The 24,192-nt window shown below is 61.3% G+C and carries 23 protein-coding genes and 2 pseudogenes; 10 read left to right on the plus strand and 15 right to left on the minus strand.

Features of this window, described 5'->3' with window-relative positions:
• Positions 1 to 9: 9 nt before the first annotated feature.
• Genes clpA through JWZ97_RS00975 form a run of 3 tightly spaced genes read right to left on the minus strand, consistent with a single transcriptional unit; the run spans position 10 to position 3,347 of the window.
• Positions 10 to 2,286, minus strand: a complete 2,277-nt coding sequence (clpA, locus tag JWZ97_RS00965; RefSeq protein WP_205432757.1) for an ATP-dependent Clp protease ATP-binding subunit ClpA — start codon at positions 2,284 to 2,286, stop codon at positions 10 to 12.
• Positions 2,287 to 2,296: 10 nt separating this feature from the next.
• Positions 2,297 to 2,620 (minus strand): ATP-dependent Clp protease adapter ClpS, encoded by a 324-nt coding sequence (gene clpS / locus JWZ97_RS00970; RefSeq protein ID WP_205432758.1) that lies wholly within the window; start codon positions 2,618 to 2,620, stop codon positions 2,297 to 2,299.
• Between the two features lie 34 nt (positions 2,621 to 2,654).
• Entirely contained in the window at positions 2,655 to 3,347 is a 693-nt protein-coding gene (locus JWZ97_RS00975) for an elongation factor-1 alpha (RefSeq protein WP_371822553.1), read from the minus strand.
• Between the two features lie 224 nt (positions 3,348 to 3,571).
• Between JWZ97_RS00975 and JWZ97_RS00980 the strand changes: the two genes are divergently transcribed.
• The 6 genes from JWZ97_RS00980 to JWZ97_RS01005 all read left to right on the plus strand — a co-directional run bounded on the left by JWZ97_RS00980 (position 3,572) and on the right by JWZ97_RS01005 (position 9,182).
• Positions 3,572 to 4,000, plus strand: coding sequence for an NUDIX hydrolase (locus JWZ97_RS00980; RefSeq protein ID WP_371822633.1), 429 nt, complete (start codon positions 3,572 to 3,574; stop codon positions 3,998 to 4,000).
• A gap of 4 nt (positions 4,001 to 4,004) precedes the next feature.
• A complete protein-coding gene (gene mnmA, locus JWZ97_RS00985; RefSeq protein ID WP_205432761.1) occupies positions 4,005 to 5,102 on the plus strand; it encodes a tRNA 2-thiouridine(34) synthase MnmA in 1,098 nt (365 codons plus the stop codon).
• Positions 5,103 to 5,125: 23 nt separating this feature from the next.
• The gene (purB, locus tag JWZ97_RS00990) at positions 5,126 to 6,484 is read left to right on the plus strand and encodes an adenylosuccinate lyase (protein WP_240342419.1); all 1,359 of its coding nucleotides are present in this window, start codon (positions 5,126 to 5,128) and stop codon (positions 6,482 to 6,484) included.
• 97 nt (positions 6,485 to 6,581) lie between these two features.
• On the plus strand, positions 6,582 to 7,205 hold the full coding sequence (gene lolA, locus JWZ97_RS00995; protein ID WP_205432763.1) for an outer membrane lipoprotein chaperone LolA: 624 nt from the start codon (positions 6,582 to 6,584) through the stop codon (positions 7,203 to 7,205).
• 6 nt (positions 7,206 to 7,211) lie between these two features.
• Positions 7,212 to 8,513: a replication-associated recombination protein A gene (locus tag JWZ97_RS01000; RefSeq protein WP_205432764.1), complete on the plus strand. Its 1,302-nt coding sequence runs from the start codon at positions 7,212 to 7,214 to the stop codon at positions 8,511 to 8,513.
• 45 nt (positions 8,514 to 8,558) lie between these two features.
• Positions 8,559 to 9,182 carry a PilZ domain-containing protein gene (locus JWZ97_RS01005; protein WP_205432765.1) on the plus strand — a complete coding sequence of 208 codons (624 nt, stop codon included), beginning with the start codon at positions 8,559 to 8,561 and terminating at the stop codon, positions 9,180 to 9,182.
• On the opposite strand, the gene JWZ97_RS01010 is transcribed toward JWZ97_RS01005, so the two are convergent.
• From JWZ97_RS01010 to JWZ97_RS01055, 10 genes are all read right to left on the minus strand, one after another.
• Entirely contained in the window at positions 9,170 to 9,661 is a 492-nt protein-coding gene (locus tag JWZ97_RS01010) for a phosphatidylglycerophosphatase A (protein ID WP_205432767.1), read from the minus strand. The two genes, JWZ97_RS01005 and JWZ97_RS01010, sit on opposite strands and share 13 nt — an antisense overlap.
• Entirely contained in the window at positions 9,648 to 10,433 is a 786-nt protein-coding gene (locus JWZ97_RS01015; protein WP_205432768.1) for a 1-acyl-sn-glycerol-3-phosphate acyltransferase, read from the minus strand. Before JWZ97_RS01015 ends, JWZ97_RS01010 begins: the two co-directional genes overlap by 14 nt.
• Positions 10,396 to 10,935: a D-glycero-beta-D-manno-heptose 1,7-bisphosphate 7-phosphatase gene (gene gmhB / locus JWZ97_RS01020; RefSeq protein ID WP_205432769.1), complete on the minus strand. Its 540-nt coding sequence runs from the start codon at positions 10,933 to 10,935 to the stop codon at positions 10,396 to 10,398. The genes JWZ97_RS01015 and gmhB overlap by 38 nt, the downstream gene beginning before the upstream one ends.
• 3 nt (positions 10,936 to 10,938) lie before the next feature.
• Entirely contained in the window at positions 10,939 to 11,295 is a 357-nt protein-coding gene (locus tag JWZ97_RS01025; RefSeq protein ID WP_205432770.1) for a hypothetical protein, read from the minus strand.
• 12 nt (positions 11,296 to 11,307) lie between these two features.
• Complete coding sequence (locus JWZ97_RS01030; RefSeq protein WP_205432771.1) at positions 11,308 to 12,642, minus strand: TolC family outer membrane protein; 1,335 nt, start codon at positions 12,640 to 12,642, stop codon at positions 11,308 to 11,310.
• A gap of 170 nt (positions 12,643 to 12,812) precedes the next feature.
• Positions 12,813 to 15,890: an efflux RND transporter permease subunit gene (locus JWZ97_RS01035; RefSeq protein WP_205432772.1), complete on the minus strand. Its 3,078-nt coding sequence runs from the start codon at positions 15,888 to 15,890 to the stop codon at positions 12,813 to 12,815.
• Positions 15,887 to 17,095, minus strand: coding sequence for an efflux RND transporter periplasmic adaptor subunit (locus JWZ97_RS01040; RefSeq protein WP_205432773.1), 1,209 nt, complete (start codon positions 17,093 to 17,095; stop codon positions 15,887 to 15,889). Before JWZ97_RS01040 ends, JWZ97_RS01035 begins: the two co-directional genes overlap by 4 nt.
• Positions 17,096 to 17,202: 107 nt before the next feature.
• Positions 17,203 to 18,051 carry a head GIN domain-containing protein gene (locus JWZ97_RS01045; protein WP_205432775.1) on the minus strand — a complete coding sequence of 283 codons (849 nt, stop codon included), beginning with the start codon at positions 18,049 to 18,051 and terminating at the stop codon, positions 17,203 to 17,205.
• A 10-nt stretch (positions 18,052 to 18,061) separates the two neighbouring features.
• On the minus strand, positions 18,062 to 18,667 hold the full coding sequence (locus JWZ97_RS01050; protein ID WP_205432776.1) for a DUF1700 domain-containing protein: 606 nt from the start codon (positions 18,665 to 18,667) through the stop codon (positions 18,062 to 18,064).
• Positions 18,664 to 18,978, minus strand: a complete 315-nt coding sequence (locus JWZ97_RS01055; protein ID WP_205432778.1) for a PadR family transcriptional regulator — start codon at positions 18,976 to 18,978, stop codon at positions 18,664 to 18,666. The genes JWZ97_RS01050 and JWZ97_RS01055 overlap by 4 nt, the downstream gene beginning before the upstream one ends.
• A 1,206-nt stretch (positions 18,979 to 20,184) precedes the next feature.
• On the opposite strand from JWZ97_RS01055, the pseudogene JWZ97_RS01060 reads away from it, so the two are divergent.
• The 4 genes and pseudogenes from JWZ97_RS01060 to JWZ97_RS01070 form a co-directional block, all read left to right on the plus strand.
• Positions 20,185 to 20,712: pseudogene (locus JWZ97_RS01060) on the plus strand (beta-class carbonic anhydrase); the annotation flags it as partial.
• A 203-nt stretch (positions 20,713 to 20,915) separates the two neighbouring features.
• Positions 20,916 to 21,311 carry a cupin domain-containing protein gene (locus JWZ97_RS01065; protein WP_205432780.1) on the plus strand — a complete coding sequence of 132 codons (396 nt, stop codon included), beginning with the start codon at positions 20,916 to 20,918 and terminating at the stop codon, positions 21,309 to 21,311.
• Positions 21,312 to 21,340: 29 nt separating this feature from the next.
• Positions 21,341 to 21,454, plus strand: a pseudogene (locus JWZ97_RS20280) (glucose 1-dehydrogenase); the annotation flags it as partial.
• 68 nt (positions 21,455 to 21,522) lie between these two features.
• Positions 21,523 to 22,017 carry an SDR family NAD(P)-dependent oxidoreductase gene (locus tag JWZ97_RS01070; RefSeq protein WP_371822554.1) on the plus strand — a complete coding sequence of 165 codons (495 nt, stop codon included), beginning with the start codon at positions 21,523 to 21,525 and terminating at the stop codon, positions 22,015 to 22,017.
• A 67-nt stretch (positions 22,018 to 22,084) separates the two neighbouring features.
• On the opposite strand, the gene JWZ97_RS01075 is transcribed toward JWZ97_RS01070, so the two are convergent.
• On the minus strand, positions 22,085 to 22,453 hold the full coding sequence (locus tag JWZ97_RS01075; protein WP_205432782.1) for a cytochrome b5-like heme/steroid binding domain-containing protein: 369 nt from the start codon (positions 22,451 to 22,453) through the stop codon (positions 22,085 to 22,087).
• The gene (locus JWZ97_RS01080) at positions 22,453 to 23,706 is read right to left on the minus strand and encodes a ferredoxin reductase family protein (protein WP_205432785.1); all 1,254 of its coding nucleotides are present in this window, start codon (positions 23,704 to 23,706) and stop codon (positions 22,453 to 22,455) included. Before JWZ97_RS01080 ends, JWZ97_RS01075 begins: the two co-directional genes overlap by 1 nt.
• Positions 23,707 to 24,192: the final 486 nt, after the last annotated feature.

Consider the following 24,192-nt stretch of genomic DNA (forward strand, 5'->3'; position numbering starts at 1 on the left):
GAGACGGCATCAGGCCGTCTCGGGGGTTTTTTCCGATTGGTTCACGAAGTCGAAGGCCAAACGGTCTTCCTCGTCGACGCTGATCCTCACCATGCCGCCCTCTGTCAGCTTGCCGAACAGGATTTCCTCGGCGAGCGGCTTCTTGATGTTTTCCTGTATCACCCGGGCCATGGGCCTCGCACCCATCTTGGGGTCCCAGCCGCGCTTGGCTAGCCACTCGCGCGCATCGGGTTCCAGCGCCAGCGAAACCCGCTTTTCCGCAAGTTGCGCTTCCAGTTCGAAAATAAACTTGTCGACGACCTGACGGATGACTTCGTCGTCCAAGGCCTTGAATTGTATGACGGCGTCCAGCCGGTTGCGGAATTCCGGGGTGAACATCTTTTCCACCGCTTTGAGCCCGTCGCTGGAGTGGTCCTGAGCGGTGAATCCTATTGATGGGCGGTCGCTTTCGAAGGCGCCCGCATTGGTGGTCATGATCAGCACGATGTTACGGAAGTCCGCCTTGCGTCCGTTGTTGTCGGTGAGGGTTCCGTGATCCATGACCTGCAGCAGCAGGTTGAATACGTCCGGGTGGGCCTTCTCGATCTCGTCCAGCAACAGGACGGCGTGGGGTTGTTTGCTGACCGCTTCGGTCAATAGTCCCCCCTGATCGAAGCCGACGTAGCCCGGCGGCGCGCCTATCAGCCGGGAAACGGTGTGACGCTCCATGTATTCCGACATGTCGAAGCGGATGAGCTCGATGCCCATCACCTTGGCCAGCTGACGGCTGACTTCGGTCTTGCCGACGCCGGTGGGCCCCGCAAACAGGAAAGAACCGATGGTTTTCTGGGTTTCCCGCAGGCCCGCCCGCGACAGTTTGATGGCGGAAGCCAGCGCATCGATCGCATCGTCCTGACCGAATACCAGCATCTTTAGATTTTTCTCCAAGTTTTTCAGCTTGTCCCTGTCGTTGCCTGAAATACTCTTGGGGGGGATGCGGGCGATCTTGGCGACGATGTCCTCGATTTCCAAGGTGCCGATCAGCTTCTTGCGCCGTGAACTCGGCAACAGGCGCTGACAGGCGCCGGCTTCGTCGATCACATCGATGGCCTTGTCGGGTAGATGCCGGTCGTTGATGTAGCGGGCGGAGAGTTCGGCCGCAGAGCGCAACGCGGCCTGAGAATATTTGACCGAGTGATGCGACTCGAAGCGCGATTTCAGTCCTTTGAGGATGTGGAAGGTCTCGTCAACCGTAGGCTCGTGGATGTCGATTTTCTGGAAGCGGCGGGCCAGCGCCCGGTCCTTTTCGAAGATGCCCCGGTATTCCTGGTAAGTGGTTGAGCCTATGCAGCGCAGTTCCCCCGAGGCCAGGACCGGCTTGATCAGATTGGAGGCGTCCATGACCCCGCCCGAAGCCGAACCCGCGCCGATGATGGTGTGGATTTCGTCGATGAACAGAATGGCGTCGGGCTGTTTCTTCAATTGCGCCAGCAAGGCCTTGAGACGCTTCTCGAAATCGCCGCGGTATTTGGTGCCCGCGACCAGTGCTCCCAAGTCCAAGGAGTAGATGGTGCTGCGGGACAGTATCTCCGGTACCTCGCCTTCGACGATTTTCTTCGCCAAACCTTCGGCGATCGCGGTCTTGCCCACGCCGGCTTCGCCCACCAGCAGCGGATTGTTTTTGCGGCGGCGGCACAAAACCTGCACCGTGCGTTCGATTTCTTCCTTACGCCCGATCAGCGGGTCTATCTTGCCGCGCCGCGCCTGTTCGTTGAGATTCGCGGCGAATTTCTCCAGCGGGTTGGCTGAATTCGCGCCTTCCTGCTCCTCTCCTTCGTTCACGGAGGGGGTGCTGCTGCCTTCGCTTTCGCTCTGCACCTTGGAAATGCCGTGGGAAATGTAGTTGACGATGTCCAGCCGTGAGATGTCCTGTTTGTTCAGCAGGTGTATGGCATGGGAGTCTTGCTCGCTGAACAGCGCCACCAAGATGTTGGCTCCGGTCACTTCCTTCTTGCCCGAGGATTGGACATGGAAGGCCGCTCTCTGCAATACACGCTGGAAGCCGAGCGTAGGCTGGGTTTCCCGCTTGACGCCGGGGGGGATCAGCGGTGTGGTCTCGTCCAGAAACTCTTGCAACTCCCGCTTCAGCAGATCGATATTGCCGCCGCAGGCGCGCAAGACTTCTAGCGCGGCCTCATTGTCGAGCATGGAGAGCAACAGGTGCTCCACGGTGACGAATTCGTGGCGCTTTTCATACGCGACCCGGAAAACGGTATTCAGAGAGTGCTCGAGTTCTTTGCTTAACATGGTATTCGCCTCAGGCTTCTTCCATCGCGCACATCAGCGGGTGCTGATGCTTGCGGGAAAACTCGTTAACTTGCGTGACTTTGGTTTCGGCAACATCTTTGGAATAAACCCCGCACACGCCGATGCCGCGGGTGTGTACATGGAGCATGATCTGCGTCGCTTTCTCTTCGCTCATCGCGAAGAAGTTTCTCAGAACCAGCACCACGAAATCCATGGGAGTGAAGTCATCATTCAAAAGTATGACCTTGTAAAGCGGCGGACGTTTCAGCTTGGGCTTAGATTGCTCTACCGCCAACTGATCGCCGCTAGAGTCATGATGGGATGGTTCGGACATATTTCAAGGTTTAGGCTAGCTGTTCGGTCGTTCTTCAGGCGCGCCGCAAGGCGTCGCGGCGGTCCGCGAAAGGCAAGTGTCGCGGCAATAACCACATTTCGTACATCGATATCACCCACATGAACACGAACGCCATCGCAAGTCCGCTGCCGCCGATGACGACCAGCAAGGCGAAATGCGGATTCAACTTGGTCAGCCACCAGGAGGCGATATCCATGAGCAAGAACACGTAGGGCATGACCACCGCAGCCGCTTTTAGTTTCACGGGCACGCCCGAGACCAAGCTGAAAATGAGGCCCACGAACATGAAGATGAAGGCGATCCCGAACAAATGGATGTGCGAGACCCGAGTCAGCGAGGCGAAGGTGGCGCCTTGATCCTGCCGCGCATATTTTTCCACGGTTTCGAAGCGGCTGAAGTCAGGCAGACCGCTGGTTCCGCCATTGTGGCAGGGTATGCAGTTGGCTTCGAAAATCGGCTTGATAGCCTTCTCGTACTGCAGTTTATCGGCGCCGTCGCGTACCCACTGGATGATTTTGAAGCGGGACTCGTCCGGTGCATTGGCTTTCATCGAGCCGTTCAGCTTGCCTTCCAGCGGCGAGCCCGAGCGGTTGCCGTAATAGCTGTATACGATGTCCTCGATGGACAGGCCGAATTTGCCGTCTGCCATACCGTGCGTAAACAGTATCTGTACCATGGCCATACCATAGCCGATTGCGATCACCATTAAATAACCGGAAAATAGCAACTTGATTGATAGTCCCAGGTTACTGAGATTACGTGGCATGGAGGCTCCATGGTTTTCGGAGGGCCTCGCCGTGGCCCGTCTCGGTTTGTCGTTATTGTTAGTTAGCCCGCGCTGATTGACAACCTCATTGTGGTAAGAAAGTCCATTTCTAAATGCTGCTACCGCCTTCTAATCCCATAGTCCCCGAGCGACCGCGTTTGACGGTGGCCGCCGTTGTTGAGCACGAAGGGCGGTTTCTCCTCGTCGAGGAGCATACCGCCGCGGGCCGCCTGGTCTTCAACCAGCCGGCAGGGCATGTGGAGTACGGCGAAAGCCTGCTGGAGGCCGTCGCGCGCGAAACCCTCGAGGAAACCGCGTGGCGCTTCACTCCGCAAGCGCTCGTGGGTATCTATTTGTGGAACAGGCCCGCTGGTCAAGCCGGTTATCTGCGCGTGTGCTTCGCCGGCTCGGTTGACGCCCATGACCCGGAGCAGGCGTTGGACGAGGGCATCGAGCGGGCGGTCTGGCGGTCCCGGCAGGAACTGCTCGCCGACGAGGAGCGCCTGCGCAGTCCGCTGGTGCTGCAGGTGATCGATGATTACCTCGCGGGGGAACGCTATCCCTTGAGCGTCCTCAAGTTCCTCCTGGCCTAAGCCTATGAGCCAGCATGTCATCGTCGGCATGTCCGGCGGCGTCGATTCGTCGGTCACCGCTCTGCTTCTGCTGGAGCAGGGCTATGAGGTCTCCGGCCTGTTCATGAAGAATTGGGACGAGGACGACGGCACGGAATACTGCACGGCCCTCCAGGATCTGGCCGATGCCCAGGCCGTCTGCGACCGGTTGGGCATCACCCTGCGCACGGTCAATTTCGCCGCCGAATACTGGGATCACGTCTTTGAGGTTTTCCTGAGCGAATACGGTGCGGGCCGAACGCCCAACCCGGATATCCTGTGCAACAAGGAAATCAAGTTCAAGGCTTTCCTCGACTACGCCCAGGAGTTGGGCGCCGATCTCATTGCCACCGGCCATTACGCCCGGGTGGACCGGCGGGAAGGGCAGTATCGCTTGCTGAAAGGTGTCGATCAGAGTAAGGACCAGAGCTATTTCATTTATACCTTGGGCCAGCCGCAACTGGCCCGCACCCTGTTTCCCATCGGCGGCCTGGAGAAGCGCGAAGTGCGTCGGATCGCCGAAAAAGCGGGCCTGGCCACCGCACGCAAGAAGGACAGTACGGGCATCTGCTTCATCGGCGAACGGCGATTCCGCGAATTTCTCCAGCGCTATCTGCCGGCCCAGCCGGGAGAAATTCAAACGCCGGAAGGCGAAGTCGTCGGCCGTCACGAGGGATTGATGTATTACACCCTGGGCCAGCGCCGCGGCTTCGGCGTGGGCGGCGTCAAAGGTGCGGACCAGGAGGCCTGGTACGTGCTGCAAAAGGATCTCGAGCGCAACGTGTTGATCGTCGGCCAGGGTCACGACCATCCCTTGATGTTTTCCGACGCGCTCGAAGCCGGCACCCTGGATTGGGTGGATAATCGCTTCCTGACCGCTTCATTGCGCTGCGCCGCCAAGACCCGCTATCGTCAGCCCGACCAGCCCTGCACCGTCGAGCCGCTCGACGATGGCCGCTGCCGCGTGATTTTCGACCAGCCTCAGCGCGCCGTGACGCCGGGTCAGTCGGTGGTGTTCTACCGGGATGAAGAATGCCTGGGCGGCGGGGTGATCGAGTCGACCTTTAATTCATCCGCTTACTGAATTCTCTCAACGCCATCAAAATCATGACCTTAACCAATCTTTCCCCCGTCGACGGCCGCTACGCCGATAAGGCCGGCGCGCTCCGTCCCATACTCAGCGAATACGGTCTGATCCGCTTCCGCGTGCTGGTGGAAATTCGCTGGCTGCAGGCCTTGGCCAGCGAGCCGGCCATCGCGGAGGTGCCGCCCTTGAGCGCCGCCGCCAACGAACGGCTGGAAAGCATACTGACCGGCCTTACCCCGGCCGACGCCGAGCGCGTCAAGGTGATCGAGAAGACCACCAATCACGACGTCAAGGCGATCGAATATTTCCTCAAGGAGCGCATCGCCGACCTGCCGGAACTGGCGGCGGTGAGCGAGTTCATCCATTTCGCCTGCACCTCCGAGGACATTAACAATCTGTCTTACGCCTTGATGTTGAACGAGGCGCGGGAAAAGGTGTTGCTGCCGGAATTGGACAAGCTGATCGAGGCGGTGAAGTCGCTGGCGCGCGAATACGCGGCCCAGCCCATGCTGTCGCGCACCCATGGTCAGCCGGCGACGCCGACGACCGTAGGCAAGGAGTTCGCCAACGTCGCCGCCCGGCTGGAACGCCAGCGCAATCAATTAGCCGGGGTCGAGTTGCTGGGCAAAATCAACGGCGCGGTGGGTAATTACAACGCCCATGCGGTGGCCTATCCCGAAGTCGATTGGGAAGGTTTTGCGCGCAACTTCGTCGAATCGCTGGGGCTGGCGTTCAACCCCTACACCATACAGATCGAACCGCACGACAGCATCGCCGAGTTCTTCCACGCCCTGAGCCGTTTCAACACGGTGTTGATCGATTTCGACCGCGACGTCTGGGGCTATATCTCGCTGGGCTTCTTCCGCCAGAAGACGGTGGCGGGCGAGGTGGGTTCGTCGACCATGCCGCACAAGGTCAACCCGATCGATTTCGAAAATTCCGAGGGTAATCTAGGCCTGGCCAATGCTCTGATGGCCCATCTGGCCGAGAAGCTGCCGATCTCGCGCTGGCAGCGCGATCTGACCGATTCCACCGTGCTGCGCAACATCGGCGTCGGCATCGCCCATACGCTCATCGCTCTTCAGTCCACGCTCAAGGGCATTTCCAAGCTGCAACTGAATCCGGAAGTGCTGGACGCGGATCTCGACGCCAATTGGGAAGTGCTGGCCGAGCCTATCCAGACCGTGATGCGCCGCTACGGTATCGAGAAGCCCTACGAAAAGCTCAAGGAGCTGACGCGCGGACAGCGGGTGACGCCGGAAGACTTGCGGCGCTTCGTCGACAAGCTGGCCATACCGGATGAAGCCAAACAGCGTCTGTTGGCATTGACCCCGAGAGCCTACACGGGATTGGCGGAACGCTTGGCGGGGCGCATCTAGGCCTATTAGACGCAGGAAGCGGGCACTGCGAGGGCCGCTTGGGCTCTCGACATCCAGCCGTTTCAGGTCTCACGACCCCCAACTCAAGGGAAACTTTATGTTCAAATTCGCCGCACGCTTGTTATTACTATGGGGAGTGATGAATCCCTCCTTTGCCGACGATGAAGGCGTCCGTCACCTGCGCGCCTTCCTGGGTAAAGCCGGCACGCTCAAAGCCGATTTCAGTCAGGTGATGGTCAGCGAGAAAGGCGAGCCGGGTCGGAAAAGCAGCGGCGTGTTCTATCTGCAGCGGCCCGGCAAGTTCCGCTGGGATTACCGCACGCCGTACAAGCAGGAGATCGTTGCCAGCGGCGGCAAGGTTTGGTTCTACGACGTCGACCTGGAACAGGTGACGGCCAAGAAGCTCAACCAGGCCATCGGTTCGACGCCGGCCTTGCTGCTGACCGGCGAAGTGGCGCTGGAGAAGAACTTCGTCATCGACAGCCAGGGCCTGGAAGATGGCTTGTACTGGCTCAAGCTCGTGCCCAAGGACGAGGACAGCGGCTTCAAATACGTGCTGATCGGCCTGAACGGCGACAATCTGGCCGGCATGGAGTTGAGCGACAATTTCGGCCAGCTCACCCGTATCTATTTCAGCAATGTCCAGACCGGCGCCCGCCTGGAGCCCGGCCTGTTCGAATTCGTTCCGCCCAAGGGCGTGGACGTGTTCGAGGAGAAATAGCCGCCCGTGTCCGAACTGGATCACAAGCCGCTGGCGGACAGGCTGCGGCCGCAGAATCTCGACGAGTACATAGGCCAGAGCCATCTGATCGCGCCGGGCAAGCCCTTGTACGAGGCCATCCGGGCGGGCCGGCTGCATTCCATGATCTTCTGGGGGCCGCCCGGCACCGGTAAAACCACCCTGGCTCGTGTAATCGCCCATCATGCCGACGCCCATTTCCTGCCCCTGTCGGCCGTGCTGTCGGGCGTCAAGGAAATCCGCGCCGCGGTCGAGGAAGCCAAACGCGTCCTGGGAGAAGAGCATCGCCGCACCATCTTATTCGTGGACGAGGTCCACCGCTTCAACAAGTCGCAGCAGGACGCTTTTCTGCCGCATGTCGAGGACGGCACCGTGTATTTCATCGGCGCCACCACGGAAAACCCTTCCTTCGAATTGAACAACGCGCTGTTGTCGCGGGCGCGGGTTTATGTGTTGAAAAGCCTGGGCGAGGACGATCTCATGCAGGTCATAGCACGGGCCCTGCACGATGAGGTGCGCGGCTTGGGACGGACCGCGTTCGAATTTCCCGAGGCATTGCGCCGTTGGTATGCCGGCGCGGCGGACGGCGATGCGCGCAAGCTGCTGAACCTGCTGGAGATCACTTCGGACTTGTTGCCGGACGAGGGGCGCGTGGTGACCGAGGATATCGCCCGTCAGGTGCTGGCCGGCGGCGGCGTGCGCCGCTTCGACAAGGGCGGGGAGGATTTCTACAACCAGATCTCCGCCCTGCACAAATCGGTGCGCGGCAGCAGCCCCGATGCCGCGCTGTACTGGCTGTGCCGCATGCTGGACGGCGGCTGCGATCCGGGATATATCGCGCGCCGCGTGGTGCGCATGGCTTCCGAAGACATCGGCAACGCCGATCCGCGTGGGCTGGAACTGGCGCTCAACGCCTGGGACGTGCAGGAGCGCCTGGGCAGCCCCGAAGGCGAGCTGGCCATCGCCCAGGCCGTGGTTTATCTGGCTTGTGCGCCCAAGAGCAACGCGGTTTATATGGCCTACAAGGCGGCCCGCCAAGATGCCGCGGCGACCGGTAGCCTGGACGTTCCCGTGCATTTGCGCAACGCGCCGACCAAGCTGATGCGCGAGCTGGATTACGGCAAGGCCTACCGTTACGCACACGACGAGCCCGACGCCTACGCCGCCGGGGAAAACTATTTTCCCGAGGCTCTCGGGCGGCGGGAATACTACCGGCCGGCGCCGAGGGGTTTGGAGATCAAGATCGCCGAAAAGCTGGAGCGGCTGAAGCAACTGGATAAAAGTCGCTAGAAATCGGATGATGCCGCCAAAAATCCCATACATTGAGGTGCGCCCGTGAGTTCAGAGCCAGCCTATACAGCGAATGGCGAACGCCGTCGCTATTTCCGTATCGAGGACAACATTATCCTGTTCTTCCGCGAGATCGATCCGCGCGAGTTGAATCTGCCGCTGGATAACGCCGAGCCTTCACTGGACACGTTTTCGCTGACCGCCGAGTTGGACCTGCTGACCCTGGAATCGCGCAGCCAGATGCGCCGCATCGAGCGCGACTATCCCCCTGTCGCCGAATTCCTCCAGGTGCTGGAGCAGAAGATCGATCTGGTCGCCCGCGCGATCCTGGCGACCGACCCCGAGCTGAGCCGCCAGCCCACCCGGAGGGTCAGCCTGAGCGCATCGGGGCTGGCTTTCGAGTCGGAGGAGAACTATGCGCTGGGCAGCCTGCTCGAGCTGAAGATGGTGTTGCCGCCGGAAATGGTGGGGGTGCAGGCGCGCGGCCGGGTGGTTTACTCGCAGCAGACGCGGGGAGAATTGCCCGCATACCAGGTTGCCGTGGATTTCGTCGAGCTCGTCGACAAGGATCGCGATTTGCTCATACGCCATGTGGTCCGCAAGCAAATGCGCCATCTGCGCGGCCGCAATCAGGCGGATACCGCCGATGCGGGATCTCAGAACCCATAGCGCAAAACGGCCAAGCCCAGGGCCGCGTAGATGCCGGCCAGCACATCGTCGAGCATGATACCCAGGCCGCCGTGCACGCGCCGGTCGAACCAGGCGATGGGCCAGGGCTTCCATACGTCGAACAGGCGGAACAGGCAGAATCCGGCGACGACATAGGCAGGCGTGACCGGCGCGGCGATATAGGTGACGAACAGGCCGACGAATTCGTCCCACACGATGCCGGAATGATCTTCCGCGCCGATGATTTTTTCGCATCGCCCGCACAGCCAGACGCCGGCGACGAACGCCAATATCACCAGTGCCAGATAAGCCTGCAGGGGAAGGCCGGACGCCAGCAGATAGAACGGCACCGCCGCCAGCGTGCCGAAGGTTCCCGGCGCTTTCGGGGCCAGGCCGGAACCGAAGCCGAAGGCCAGGAAGCAGATGGGATTGCGCAATACCAGCGCGGGCGGAATGGCGCGGCGCTTATTCGACTTCATGCGACGCCGCCGCTTCGGTCCCGACGCTGGAAATCTCCGCCATCTTGGCTTCGATCCAGTCCTCCGCCAGCTTGTTGACCTCCGCGGCGCTCAGTTGAGCGGCATCGATGGCCGGGCCTATGGACACCTTGATGACCCCGGGAAATTTCATGAAGGCATTGCGGCGCCAGAATTCGCCGGCGTTGTGGGCGACCGGCACCACCGGGCAGCCGACCCGGCTCGCCAGCAAACCGCCGCTGGCGTTGTAGCGCCCGCGTTTTCCGGGCGCCACGCGTGTCCCTTCGGGGAAGATCACCACCCAGCGCCCGGCCTGCAGCCGCGCCTCGCCGTCCCGCAAGACCTGCTTGAGAGCGGCCGTCTTGGCGGCGCGGTCGATGGCGATCGGTTCCAGCGCGGCCATGGCCCAGCCCCAGAACGGGATCTTCAGCAACTCGCGCTTGAGGATGAAGGCCATGGGCGGGAATATCGCCTGCAGGGCTATGGTCTCCCAGGCGGACTGGTGCTTGGACAATATCACCGCACAGCGGTCGGGTATGTTTTCGCGTCCTTCCACCGTGTGGCTCAGACCGCACACGGTTTTCAGCGACCAGAGATTGAACTTCACCCAGCCCTGCGCGATGCGATAACGGGTTGCGAAGGCGAATGGTTTGGCCAGCAGAATCAGCGGCGCGACGACGAGCGTCGCGATCGTCATGCCGAGGAAAAATACGGCGGAGCGGATGGCGACCAAACCGTCAGCCTTGGGTGTAGAGGAGGTATTGAGCGGCTTCATACAGATTGGAAAATGAGGGAACGTCCAGTTCCGGGTTGCGCTTCAGGGTGCGCAGGCCTTTGCCGGTCTCCACCAGGATGGGGCTGCATCCGGCGCGCTCGGCGGCTTGCAGATCGCGCAGGGAGTCTCCCACCGCCGGCAGTCCGTCCAGCTCCGCGCGGTATTTGCCGGCGAACTGTTCGAACAGCCCGGTGGCCGGCTTGCGGCAGGCGCAGCCGTCTTCGGGACCGTGCGGACAGTAGAAGATATGCTCGATATGGCCGCCGGCCTCCTCGGTCGCCGCGCGCATCTTCGCATGGATGCGCTCCAGCGTGGCGAGGTCGAACAGGCCGCGGGCGATGCCGGACTGGTTGGTCAGCACCGCTACCCGGTAGCCGTTCTGGTTGAGCAGCCGGATCGCCTCCAGGCTGCCCGGTATCGGCACCCATTCATCGGGGGATTTGATATAGGCATCGGAGTCTTCGTTGATGACTCCGTCGCGGTCGAGCAGGATCCAGGACATGGTTCAGAGCGCTTCTTTTTCTTCCGGCGATAGGGTCGGGTACAGCAGGTAACAGGCTTCGCGGATCATGGCGGCCGCCACGCTGCTGGGGTGTTCCGCCGCGTACTTTTCTATGCATTCCTCGCTGTCGTCCGGCCCGAGCAGCAGCGACGACGATTTTTCCGGCAGTTTCATGTCCGGGAAGGCCATCAGGCACTCGTTGGCGATCAGCACCGCCGCTTCGTCGGTCTCCACCTCATCCAGCTCGTCGAGCAAGCATTCGTGGTAGGTATCCGCGCCGAATAAGGCGGCGTGAGCGGCGGGCAGCGGGCCAAGCAGCAGCGGCAGGGCAATCAGCAAGGTAAGGGCGATAGGTTTCATGACGGGTAGGGGTCAGCCTCGACTGAGCCAGCGGTTGATCAGTTCCACGTCTTCGTGGCGCAACATGCTGGCTGCCTGCTTGAGATTCAGGTTGGCTAGGATATAGTCGTAGCGGGTTTTGGCATAGTCGCGTTCGGTGCGGTATAGATTGCGCTGCGTGGCCAGCACGTCGACCATGGTACGCGTACCGACTTGGAGGCCCGCCTCGCTGGCTTCCAGGGCGCTTTGCGCGGACACCACTGCGGCCTTGAGTGCCTTCACCTGGCCGATGGAGGATACGATGCCGCGGAAGGCATCCTTCACTTGCCGGGTCACCGCCCGGCGCTGGCGGTCCACGGCTTCCTGCGCCGATGCGAATTCGTGGCGGGCCTGCCTGACCTTCGAGTTGACCGCGCCGCCCTCGAACAGGGGCATTTTGAACTGCATGCCTATGATTTGGGATTCCTGGCCAATGCCGCGCAGTCGGTTAGTATCGGTGAATCCGGCGGACCCCACCAGGTCGAGGGTGGGCAGGTGCCCGGCGAATTGCAGGTCTATGCCTTTTTGCGCCACCTCGGCCCGGTTTTGCGCGGCGATCAGAGTGAGATTGCCCTCCTGGGCGCGCGCGTCCCAATCCTCCAGCTTCTGCGGTTCCGGTGTTTGCAGGGGAATTTCCTGCACCAGTCCGGCCAGATTGCCCTCGTAGGGGCCGATGATCTCACGCAGGGCTTCGCGGGCGTTGTCCAGTTCGTTTTCCGCCTTGATCTCGTCCGCGCGGGCCTGATCGAATCCGGCCTGCGCTTCGTTGACGTCGGTGATGGCGATCAAGCCGACCTCGAACCGCGCCTTGGCCTGATCCAACTGGCGCTCGATCGCGGTGCGCTCGGCATGGGCGAAGCTCAGGTTGTCTTCGGCCAGCAGCACGCCGAAATAGGCGTTGGCCGTCCTGACGATCAGGTTCTGCTGCTCCGCCGCGTAATCCGCTTCGGCCTGGGCGACCCGATTGTCGGCCTGGCTGAGTTGCACCCACATGTCGTGATGATAGATAGGCTGGGTCAGGTTGAGGGTGGCGTTGCTGTTCCAAAAACCGATGTTGCGGCCGCCGGCGATGATGGCTTGCCCACTGCCCGTGTCGAATTTGGAGAGCACCGAGTTTCGGTTCAATCCGGCGCTGGCCGACAGCGTCGGCAGCAGTCGGGCCAGACTCTGCGGCTTGTTCTCCAGTGCGGCGTTGCGCGTCTCCTCGGCCTCACGCAGTTTGGGATCCTGCTGCAGTGCCAGGTCGTAGATAGCCAACAGATCCTGCGCGCTCGCTGCGGGCATCGCGAAAACGAGCATCGCGGACAAAAGTGCGAGTGGGAGTTTCATGTTCTGCGGTCTGCGGGTGTTCAGTCCAAATTCCTTTCGCGACGAGTAGCCCCGCGCGCTCCTATTGTAAAACATCGTTGTCTCCAATTAGCTTAGATTTCGTTAAGTTGAGCCTGCAGCCGTCCGTAGATAAAGCCTGTTCGTGCCGTTTCCGGCCCATGGCTTAAGTCTTATTCGCCTAGCGGCCGGGGGGCTGCCAATAGCGCGTCGCATTCGACGGCTCCACGCGATGCCGCAGAGCGCCGGCCCAGCCCCTGGACGTAAGTCTTGAAATCGTCCAGGCAGGCGTAGGCCACCGGTATCACCAGGAGGCTCAGCACCGTGGAGGTCACCAGGCCGCCGAGGACGGCGATGGCCATGGGACTGCGGAATGCCCCGTCCACCGAGCCCAGCCCCAAGGCAACGGGCAGCATGCCGGCGCCCATGGCGAGGGTGGTCATCACGATGGGGCGGGCGCGTTTGCGGCAGGCGTCCAGCAAGGCATCGGTGCGGCTCATGCCGTGGTCCCGGCGGGCAACGCTGGCGTATTCGACCAGCAGTATCGAGTTCTTGGTCGCGATGCCCATGAGCATGACCAGACCGATCAGGGACGGCAGGGAAAATGCCTTGCCGGCCAGCAGCAGGGCCACGAAGCCGCCGCCGAAGGACAAGGGCAGCACAGCCAGGATGGCGAAGGGCTGGGTGAGATCCTTGAACAGCAGTATCAGTACCAGGAAGATGCACAAAACCCCGGTTGCCATGGCGAGCCCGAAGCTGGCGAACAACTCGTTCATCGCTTCCGCGTCGCCCTGGGTAATTTGTTTGACGCCTGCGGGCAGGTTGAGGATGCTGGGCAGATTCTGCACCGCGCGGACGACATTGCCCAACGGCTGGCCGGCTAGCTCGATCTCGAAATTGACGTTGCGGGCGCGGTCGTAACGATCGATGACCGCCGGGCCGCTGGAAAGTTCCAGCCTGGCCACCTGGCCCACCCGGACCGAGCCGCCTTGCGCCGAGGGGACGGCCAGACGCTCCAGCACCGACAGATCCCGCCGGCCGTCGCTGGCCAGCCTGACCACCACCGGCACCTGGCGCTGGGAGAGGTTGAGCTTGGGCAGGGAGACATCGTAGTCTCCGACCGTGGCGATGCGCAGGGTTTCCCCGATGGCGGCGGTGGTCACGCCCAGATCGGCGGCTCGGGCGAAATCGGGCCGCACGGCGATTTCCGGGCGGACCAGATCGGCGCTGGAGGCGATGTTGCCGAGGCCGGGGATGCTCCTGAGGTCTTTTTCCACCGCAGTGGCCGCCATGTCCAAGACCTGGGCATCCTCGCCGCTCAGCACCAGCACGTAACGTTCCCCGCCCCCGCCGACCCGGCTCCGCACCCCGGGCAAGGCCGGCATGAGTTGGCGAATGTTCCGGATGATGTCGGGTTTGCCTACCGGCCGTTCGTTCCTCGGAGTCAGCGTGACCCATAGCGTGGCTTTGCGCACGTCGCCGCCGATGGCGCTGTAGACGCTCTTCACGTAGGGCACGCCGGCCACCAGCGCGCGTGCAGACTCCGCCGCTTCCCGGGTTTGCTCCAGGGAAACGCCGGGCGCCAATTCCAGTTGGACCCTGATCTGGCCATCGTCGGACGGTGGAACGAAGGCTTTCGGCAACATCGGAACGACGCACAAGGTGCCCACGAAAAACGCCGCCGCACCGGCCAGGGTGGTCTTGCGGTGGTCCAGGCACCAGGCCGCTATTTTCACGTAGGCGGCTATGGAGCGGGGTTCTTCTGCGAGAGGACGGTAGTGATTTTTCAGCAGATAAGCCGCCATCATGGGGGTCAGCATGCGGGCGACCGCCAGCGAGGCGAGCACGGCCAGCGACGCGGTCCAGCCGAACTGCCTGAAGAACAGTCCGGGCAAACCGCTCATGAAGGCGGTAGGCAAAAATACCGCTACCAGCGTGAACGTGGTGGCGATCACCGCCAGCCCGATTTCGTTCGCCGCTTCCATTGCGGCCTGATAGGGCGTCTTGCCCATGCGCAGGTGGCGGATGATGTTTTCCACCTCGACGATGGCATCGTCGACCAGCAGGCCGACCACCAGGGACAGCGCCAGCAGGGTCACCCAGTTGAGCGAGAAGCCGAATGCGGCGATGCCCAGGAAAGCCGGGATGGCCGACAGCGGCAAGGCCAGGGCGGAGATGAAGGTGGCGCGCCAGTCGCGGAGAAACAGCCAGACCACCAGCAAGGCCAGCAGCGCCCCTTCGTACAGCAGACTCATGGAGCCCTGGTAGCTTTCCTCTGCCGACTTCACGAAATTGAGCGCCTCGGTGAACCGCAGATCGGGATGGGCGGCGTTCAGTTCGGCCAGCGCCTGGGTCACGCCAACGCCGACCTCGACTTCGCCGGCGCCCCGGCTGCGGGTGATCTCGAAGCCGACCACCGGCTTGCCGTCGAGCAAGGCCAATGAGCGGGGCTCGGCCACGGTATCGCTGACCGTGGCCACCTGGTCGAGGCGGATATGCCGGCCGTTGGGCAGCGCAAGTTCCACGGTCCGCAATTCATCCACCGAGGCGACCGTGGCCAGGGCGCGTACGGCCTGTTCCCCGCTGCCCAGGTCGGTGCGGCCGCCGGCGCTTTCCCGCTGTATCTCGCGCAATTGGCGGGAGATGTCGGCGGCGGTCGCGCCGAGCGCCTGCAACTTGACCGGATCCAGGGCGATGGTGACTTCCCGGCTGACACCGCCCACCCGCTTCACCGCGCCGACCCCTTTCACGGCCAGCAGGCGCTTGGTGAGGGTGTCGTCCACGAACCAGGACAGGGCTTCGTCGTCGAACTGGCCTGAAGCGACGGTGTAGACCAGGATGGCCTCGCCGCTGGTTTCCGCCTTGGAGATCACCGGGTCACGCAGTTCCGCCGGCAGATCGGAGCGCACCCTGGATACGGCGGAGCGCACGTCGTCCAGGGCTTCCTGCACCGGTTTCTCCAGGCGGAACTCCGCGGTCAGGTTGACTCTGCCGTCCTGTATCTTGGTGGTGACGTGTTTGAGTCCCTGCAGGTTGGCGAGCGAGTTTTCGATCTTGCGCGCCACTTCCGTTTCCAGTTGCGGCGGCGAGGCGCCGGGCAGGCTGCAGTTGACGAAGATGATGGGCAGGTCCAGGTCCGGGTTGCCCTGTATCGTCAGGGATTTGAAACTCGCCAACCCGCCGAAGCTGAGGGCCACGAACAGCATCAGGGAGGGTATGGGGTTGCGTATGCACCAGGCCGAGACGTTCATTTCACCACCACCTTGACGCTGTCGCCGTCACCCAGGAAAGAAGCGCCGCTGGCAACCAGGCGATCCTGCGGATCGAGCCCGGACAGAATTTCCACCCGTTCGCCGGCCCTCCGGCCCAGTTGCACCTTGATCTGGCTGACCTTGGCCACAGCGCCGCGGGTCTCGCCCAAGCGGAACACGTAGCTGAAACCTTCTCGCAGGCTCAGGGCGTCCTGAGGCACCGTGAGCGCGGGGCTGGCGCCCAGATGGAACTCGCCTCGGGCGAACATGCCGGGTCGCAATCCCGCCTGTTCACCCTGCGGTAGATCCACGTAGATCAGGGCGTTGCGGTTCTGGTCGTCGAACGTGGGGCCGATCGCCCGCACCTTGCCGCCCACGCTGGCGGCGCCGGGCACCGCGACCGTGACGTCGAGGCCGGGTTTGATCTTGAGCAACTCGTCGGCCGTGACCTCCGCCCGCCATTCCAGGCGGTTCTGGCGGATCAGCCGGAACAACTCCTGGCCCTCTGCGGGCACCGCGCCCAGTGTAGCGTTGCGCGCCGAGATCACGCCGTCGTCGGTGGCAACGACCCGCGTGTGACGCAGGCGCAAGGACTGCAGGTCCAACTGGGCCTTGGCCGATTGCACCCTGGCTTCGGCGGTCTTTTCGCCAGTGAGGTATTGCCCCACCTGTTGGGCGCTCATGGCCCCCGACTTGATCACCCGCTGGGCCCGTTCGGCGTTGGCGCGGGCGTCCGCCAGGTTGGCTTCCGTTTCTGCCAGGATGGCGCGGGCTTGGGCGATGTCGGCGGAAACCCGCGTCTCATCCAGGATCGCCAGGACCTGCCCCTTCTTCACCTTGTCGCCCACCTGAGCGCGAATATCGATCAGGCGCAAACCGCTGACTTCCGCGCCGATCACGGCTTCCTGCCAGGCCGCGACCGACCCGTTGGCGGACAGGGCGCGTGGAGTATCGAGCAATTCAGGTTGTACGGCCGTCACGCTCAGGGCCGGGCGGCCGGTGACCGTGGTTGCGGGCGCGGCCGGAGCGGCGGTGCTGCGGCTCGCCTTGATGCCTAAACCCACAATCAGGGCGGCGGCGACGATGACTAATCCGGCCCAAAATTTCACCAGGCCCTTACGGGTCGTGCCTGTCGCGTTCCGGCCTTCGGCGCCCTCGGGAAGAGCGCGTGGCCGAGTCAATAAAATCAGCTTTCCGTGAGTCATGAGTCCCTCCTAAGTATCTTGCTAACGATGGAATGTAACGGGTTGCCGCTATCGTTCGATGTGGCCGCCGGGGGAGAACCGTCCGGCGACCGGGCCTTGTCCTCTTGCTATTTCCAGCTCACTTTGCCCGAGCCGTTTACTCGGCTGTTGCGTTGGGCCGGGTCGCCATAGATGTCCACAGAGCCCGAGCCGTTGAGTCTCACGTCCACCGATAGACGGGCGTACACGGTGACGTCGCCTGAGCCGCTCAGCGCGAGTTCCACGGCGTCGGCCTCCAGGTGTTGGGCATGCAGTGAGCCGGAGCCCTTCAGCTCGGCCTTCAATGTCCGGCTATGGCCTCGCGTGGTAATGTCGCCTGAGCCGTGTAATTCGACGTCCAGATTCTCGGCGTCGCGCGCATCGAGCTTCATGTCGCCGGAGCCCGCCAGTTTTGCGAATATCTGCCGGTACTGGCCGTTGAAACTCAGGTCTCCCGAGCCTTTCAGCACCAGGTTCAAACGCTCGCCAGAAAAGCCGCTCACGTCGAAGTCGCCGGAGCCTTTGGACACCAGTTCTTCCAACGCCGGCAATACCAGCTCGGCCCGTACGGTCGGTGTGGAGCCCAGGTAGATATGCCAGCCCTCGCGGCCGCGATAGCCGAGGCGCAAACGGTCGCCCTCCTGCTCGCTGACGACGCGTTGCAGCCAGCTCTTGTCGGTCCGTACCGTCAGCGCCGGAACCGGGCCCTGCTTGAGCGTCAGCTCGACAGGGCCGTCCAGTTCGAGCTTGACGACCTCCGGGGTTATGGTCCGGGCTTCGCTTCCCTGGTCCTCGGAGCGCGTCGAAAAGGTGGTAGTCCAGCCATTTCCTGCGGCACCCGGGGCGGGGCCGTTGATCCTCAGCGTGACGTAGGTGATGGCCACCAGTACGGCCGCCGATGCCAGCAACGCCAGGCCCACATTTATCAAGGTTCGCATGGCAGTCTCCCTATTTGGTCGAATGGATGTCGCCGGTTTCGACTTCCCGGCTTTTCTGTAGTAATGACGCGTTCATCCGCACGTAATGGACTGCGCCTATCAGCGCGTACCGGCTGACCGACAGACTAAGCAGCAACAGCACTATGCCGCCCAGGATGAACTCGATGCCGGTAAGCGCCGCGGGTTCGGAAGTGACGAGCCAGGGAACGGGAACATTCAATGTCGCCTCCAGTAATCCGACCGCCGTGACCACGATGCCGCCGACGTAGAGCGCCACGGCCACCGCATAGAACGCGAGCAGCAGCGAGGCGAAGACGACGATGGGAAAGGCCAGGAAAAGGTTGAAGACCAACAGCAGCACCAGCGCGAAGATCAGGTGTCCGAGGCTGGCCAGGCTTTTTTCGCGCTGAAAGGCTTCCATGCGGGTGACGGCGCGCAGCTCCGCTGCCGCTTTTTTCGGATCGCCCAGCCCTAGGGCGATATCGGCTTCGTTGCGGCCTGAGGCCAGGCCGTCGGCGAAATGCTGTTCGTAATCGGCCAGCAGTTCCGCCACCTCGGCGGGCGGCAGACCGGCCAAGGCACGTTCGAGTGCCTGTAGATATTCCAATCGGGTCATTTCCGTACTCCCAGAATTTTGTCCACCTCGCCGGTGAACTCGATCCACTGCCGACGCATGTCCAGATAGCGCAGATTGCCCGCCTCGGTCAGGCGGTAATACTTGCGCGGTGGACCCGAATCCGATTCCACCAGATAGGTGGTCACCCAGGCTTCGTTCTGCAAACGCCGCATCAGCGGGTAAATGGTGCCTTCGCTCATGTCCAGCCCTCCGGCCAACTGCGCCACGATGTCGTAGGCATAGCGATCGCCCTCGGCCAGGATGGCCAGCACGCACATATCGAGCGCGCCTTTTTTGAGCTGAGTCTTCATGGTCGTTGGGTGGATGCATGTCTCATGGTGGAAAAGAGTGTATTGCAAGGTAACTTGCTATGCAAGGTACCTTGCAATAAATATTTTCTGGTGACGATAGATCGGCCGTCGTCGCGGTTTTTCGTCCGGCGGGGGTAAGCGGGCGGGAGTTCCGGCCGGATCGGTTCAGGGGGATTTCGAGACGGATACCAACGGTATGGGCGTCGGAGACTTCATCGGACGGTTCAGCGGGAGACTGCTATCGCTAGACGTGGTCCATGTGGCCGAGGGCGATCCAGCCGTGCGGTGGTCATCTCGGCATCGACCAAGACTTGCGCCCATTTTGCGAAGTTAGCGCGGGCGGATTTCTTCTGGGCAATAAAAAACCCGCAAGTCGTTAAACTTGCGGGTTTCGCGGAAGCCTCAGGGCTTCTTCGATCTATCGATTTGGTACGAGGGCCGTCATCGAATTAAGCCATGAAATCCCTGTATTTTCAGGTTTCCTGTTTTCACGATTTTCAGGATACCATCAAATATACCATCACGGCCGCGCCGCTTACCCTGGATTGCGTCGTTTTTGGTCCCTCTGTCGAAATGTGTGCCCGCTTGACGCCTCCAGGCCGATCCTCTGCCTTTGTGGACACCGAGACGCAATAAAGTTGAAACCGGATGGTGGCGACCATCGCAGGTGGGAAGACACCGATCATCCATGTCACCATTGCCCACGCCATCAGCCGTTGGGATAACCGAATTCCCATCGGTTCAATCGACGTAGGCGACATGCCGCACAATTTAAGCTTTACCACAAACAAACAAACAAACAAACAAATTCAACGGAGGCTTACGGCCAAATTGAGCCGTTCGTCCGTTCCTCGCGGCGGTCAGTTGAATGTCGCCTGCACCCAGGTAGCCGACCCTCCCCCATATACGGCCTAGGTCACGTCGTCGGCCATTGCTGACACTCAGCCCTGGATTCAAATTTCCGTGAATGGCAGGTAACGGGAGTGAAACGGGAACTGGCGGAATCAGCCAAAAGCTGATTGTGGATCCGCATCCGTGAATGACAACTGTCAGCCCCTGAGCTGACTCAGAAATTATGACCGGCTCGTTGCGGAGGCAGTTTCAATTCCCTATTCCACCGGCATAGGAGACTGAGAATGAAAAAATGGAAGCCAGCGAAAAAATCCGTCCGGTTGCGATTGTCGCTGGCGGGATCGACCTTGAGATTTTACTAAAGGCGATCTGCCCATGCCGCCCGGCCGACGGTTTGCCATTTTGACCTGCATCGATGCGTGCCTCGATCCGGCCAAATACGCGGGCCTCAGCGAGGGCGAAGTTCACTTATCCGCAACGCCGGCGGCCGCGCCAGCGACGATGCGATTGCTTCCCTCGTCATTTCCTACAAATTGTTGGCGACCCGCGAGTGGTTCGTCATCGACCGTACCGACCGCGGCATGGAAGCTTTCACCAACGAAATCATGGGCGATCTGTTGTCCAGCAGCCTTCTGAAGACTGCTTCCATCGAGTGCCTCAGGCTGGCATGATTGCGGCGAAGGATCGGGCTGCACCGATGGCAAATATATCAATTGGCTGACCATCAAGAACCAGGAGGAAAGCATACTGGAGGACGTCAAGAGCATACGGAATCATCCCCCCGTGCAGTCGGACATTCCGGTATACGGCTACATCTACGACGTGAGGTCCGGCAAGTTGATCGAAGTACCTGCCGCCACCCAGGTTGGCAAGGCAGGCTAGATCAGCCGGCGCTTCCGCACGGATCCGCGGGGCTGCGATATTCTTGTTGCCCTGCGGGATTTCTTCGCGCCAAGCTTGGATGCGGTTCGGTATGGGATAATCATTCGAGAGCCGGCTCGGTTGAAATTGGCGGGGCATCCCTGTGTGCTTGGGCACTTTTGATTCGTACAGATACACTTCAATTTTTTTCGGAGGACCATCCCATGAACAACATCTATCTGAAATGGGGCCTTGGCCTGTGGTCCGCCTGTACTTTATTCGGTTCAGCCCACGCCGAAGAATTTCAGCCAGCGCTGTCCAGGGAACTGCTACTGGAGAAAGCCGTGACCCTCCCGTCCAATTCGGTTACGACCAAACTCATTCGTGTCCAGTTTCCCTCCGGCTACAAAACGCCGGTGCACACCCATGACGGGCCCGGTCCGCGTTACGTGCTCAAGGGAAAACTGAGAGTCGAAGACGCCGGTGAAAGCCGGGTTTATGGACCCGGCGATGTCTTTTGGGAGACCGGTGCGGCCATGACCGTTGAGAGCGTTGGCGGAGGCGATGCGGAAATCGTCATCTTCGAACTCGCACCACCAAAATCGGAAGGTGGCTCGTGACTGGTCACGGCAATCGATCCGCCGTCGTCGTGGGTGTCGCGCCCAGTCGAGGACTGGGCGCCACCCTGGCACGGCGCTTCGCCCGGGAAGGTCTCCATGTCTTCATAACCGGACGTACTGCGGAAAACCTGGAACGCATCGCCGGCGAAATCCGTTCCGCTGGAGGACTGGCCACGGCCGTCGTAGCTGACGCCACCGTGGAAGCAATGTCGTGCGGCTGTTCGATTTGGCCACTCAGTTTCATGACCTGGAAGTCGTCGCCTGCAACGTCGACCGCAACACCAGCGCTCCCTTGCTGGAGACCTATCAGAACTTGTTCGAGCAGTTCTGGCGGCAGAATTGCCTGGCCGGTTTCCTGGTGGGGCAGGAGGCCGTCAAACACCTGCTGCCCCGACAGCAAGGAAGCCTGTTTTTTACCGGTGCCCCGGCCTATTTGCGCGCCTGCCCCCCGTTTACGGGCTTCGCCGCGGCCAAGGCAGGCTTGCGGGCACTGGCTCAAGGCATGGCACGTGAATTCGGGCCGCAGGGCATCCATGTGGCCCACGTCATCATCGACGGCGACCGGGCACGGGGTCAATTCGCTCAGTTCGTCAGCACTAAAGGAGAGGACGGCCTGCTACAACTGAAAGCCATCGCAGAAATCTACTGGCAACCGCACTGCCAGCACAACAGCGCCCGGACGCAAGAACTCGACTTGCGGCCGTAAAGGAGCCATTCTGAGACCGTTGGTCACCCTCGATGGCAAAATGCCGGAAAAATACTCCGCGCTATTACTATGGTTTAGTTTGCGCGAGGGATCCGATCCGATACTTGGCCAGTAGTTCGTCAGCATAGCTGGAGTGCTGACGCCCTTTGGTCTTTGTTTCGTAGGCTTCGGTCGCGACTTTTCCACACCAAGGCTCGATCATGTCCGGCAGCGAAGGATGCTCGGGCAGATAAGCCGTCAGATCGTAGACGCTGCCACGAATGGCCATCCAGCAGTTTCCCGGAAGCGCATGCTTGACGAGTTCTGTCGGAGAAATGGCTTTATCGGCAGAAACGGCGGTGCCTTCCTGGGAAGGGAGTTGCCACAGACTACCAGCCCAGAAGGCGCTCACCAGCAGCCAGAATACGACGGTGGCAGATAAATAAAGTCGGAGCACTATCGAAACTCGAAGTTTTCAAAATGGATGTGGCGTGCAGGAATTCCGCGATGGCGCAGGGCTCGCGTCAAGCCGGTCATCATTCCCGGCGGCCCGCACAGATAACACTCGTATCCGGCGAGTCGTTGCGCATCGGGCAGAAGAGAATTCAGGTCCGGCAGTTCGTTGCCTGTGGCCACGGCCTGCAAGTCAAGTCGCGGGTCTGCCTCGGCCAGGACCCGCAACTCTTCCCGGAAAGCGGCATCGCTCTCGGCACGATAGAGATAGAGGAGCGTCGTCGGCTGCGTGACGGGCCCCGACCGCAACAGTGCGAGGAAGGGAGTTACACCGATCCCGCCAGCCACCCACAACTGAGGTGTCGTTGGCTGGCCGGCAAGAAATGCACCGTATGCGCCCTGCACCCGAGCCATGACCCCTGGCTCGATGGACTGTATGTGTCGTGTGCAATCCCCCAGGGCTTTGACCCCGAGCCGAATTAGGTGATCGACGCCAGCCGAAGTGACGGTGAAGGGATGAAATTCGCCACAGCCCCGGAAACTTGCTCCTTCGAAGAAAGCGACCAGGACAAACTGCCCCGGTGTGACTTTCACCGCGTCTGCCAGGGGCGTCAAGGAAATTTCGACCATGCCGTCGGCAACGGGAACTGCCGATTTTACGACGTAGGGTCGAGCGCCGACCCCAAAATCGCCCCGGATAACGCGCCAGCCCAACAACAGGGCGGCAAACCCCAGAATCGGCAGGACCGGTTCGTCGATCCCCAGCAGGACAAGGTGAACCAGTCCGAGCAAAACAGCTAACCCCAACCCGGCGTGGAGCGCACGCCAAGTCCGATAGGGAACGCGTCTCTCGAAAGTGGCTGCCAATCCCAGCATCAGTAACACCAGCGAAAGCCATCCCATCCACACCGGCCAGTTCTCGTTGAATGGAGACAAGGTCTCCCAAGCCAGGGCAGGCGATTCCATCCAGGCATCAGCGGAGAGCGCAAGAGGATGTACTAATAGCAAGATGTATGCGGCCATCCCGGTCCAGTGATGCCATTGATACATTCTTTCCAGGCCCCCGAGCCACCGGGCCAGTCGGGCTTCCCTCAGCATCAGCAGCAGATTGGAAAGCAGAAGGCCGCACCCTGCCCATCCCAAAGCAATACCCAGGGTACGCCCAGTTGATAGGTCTTCCGGAAACGCCCAATAGACGAATCCTGCCATACCGGCCAGGGTCAGCAGCGGGATCGAAAACCAGCGAAGCGTGGGCATGCAGCGTTGCCTTCTCGATCAATCGGCGTTCTGCCGGGAGTCTTTTCCGCGCTTAAGATGCTCGCAGAAGTCCCGTCCACCGCCAGGCAGTGCCAGGTTCCGCTGTCTGGCTCTTTCCTCCATGAGTAGATGATGGCTCACCTGATAGGCTAGGCACTCCTCATAGGTTGTAAAGCTGCGAATTCTGGATTGGTGATCGATGCGCTCTGCCGGTGTCATGAGTTGCCAGCCCCGCGTATTCGACTCGCTGGCCCGCCATGGCCCTCGTGCCTGGACAGGGGCAACGAGAGAGAACAGCAGCGGTATAACCAATAAGGCAATCACTTTTCGCATGTCTGATTCTCCGGCTGAAGGAGTTCGGATCGCTCGTCTTGGCGGTCATCACCGCCGCGATTCGGTCCAGACGGCACTGCAAGTTGGAACAGTCCGTGCCCCTAACGCCCAAGCAGGGTCCGTCGCGATTGGTGAGCGCCATTGGCTGGGTAC

The sequence above is a fragment of the Methylococcus sp. EFPC2 genome, from assembly GCF_016925495.1.
In the GTDB taxonomy this organism is placed as follows: domain Bacteria; phylum Pseudomonadota; class Gammaproteobacteria; order Methylococcales; family Methylococcaceae; genus EFPC2.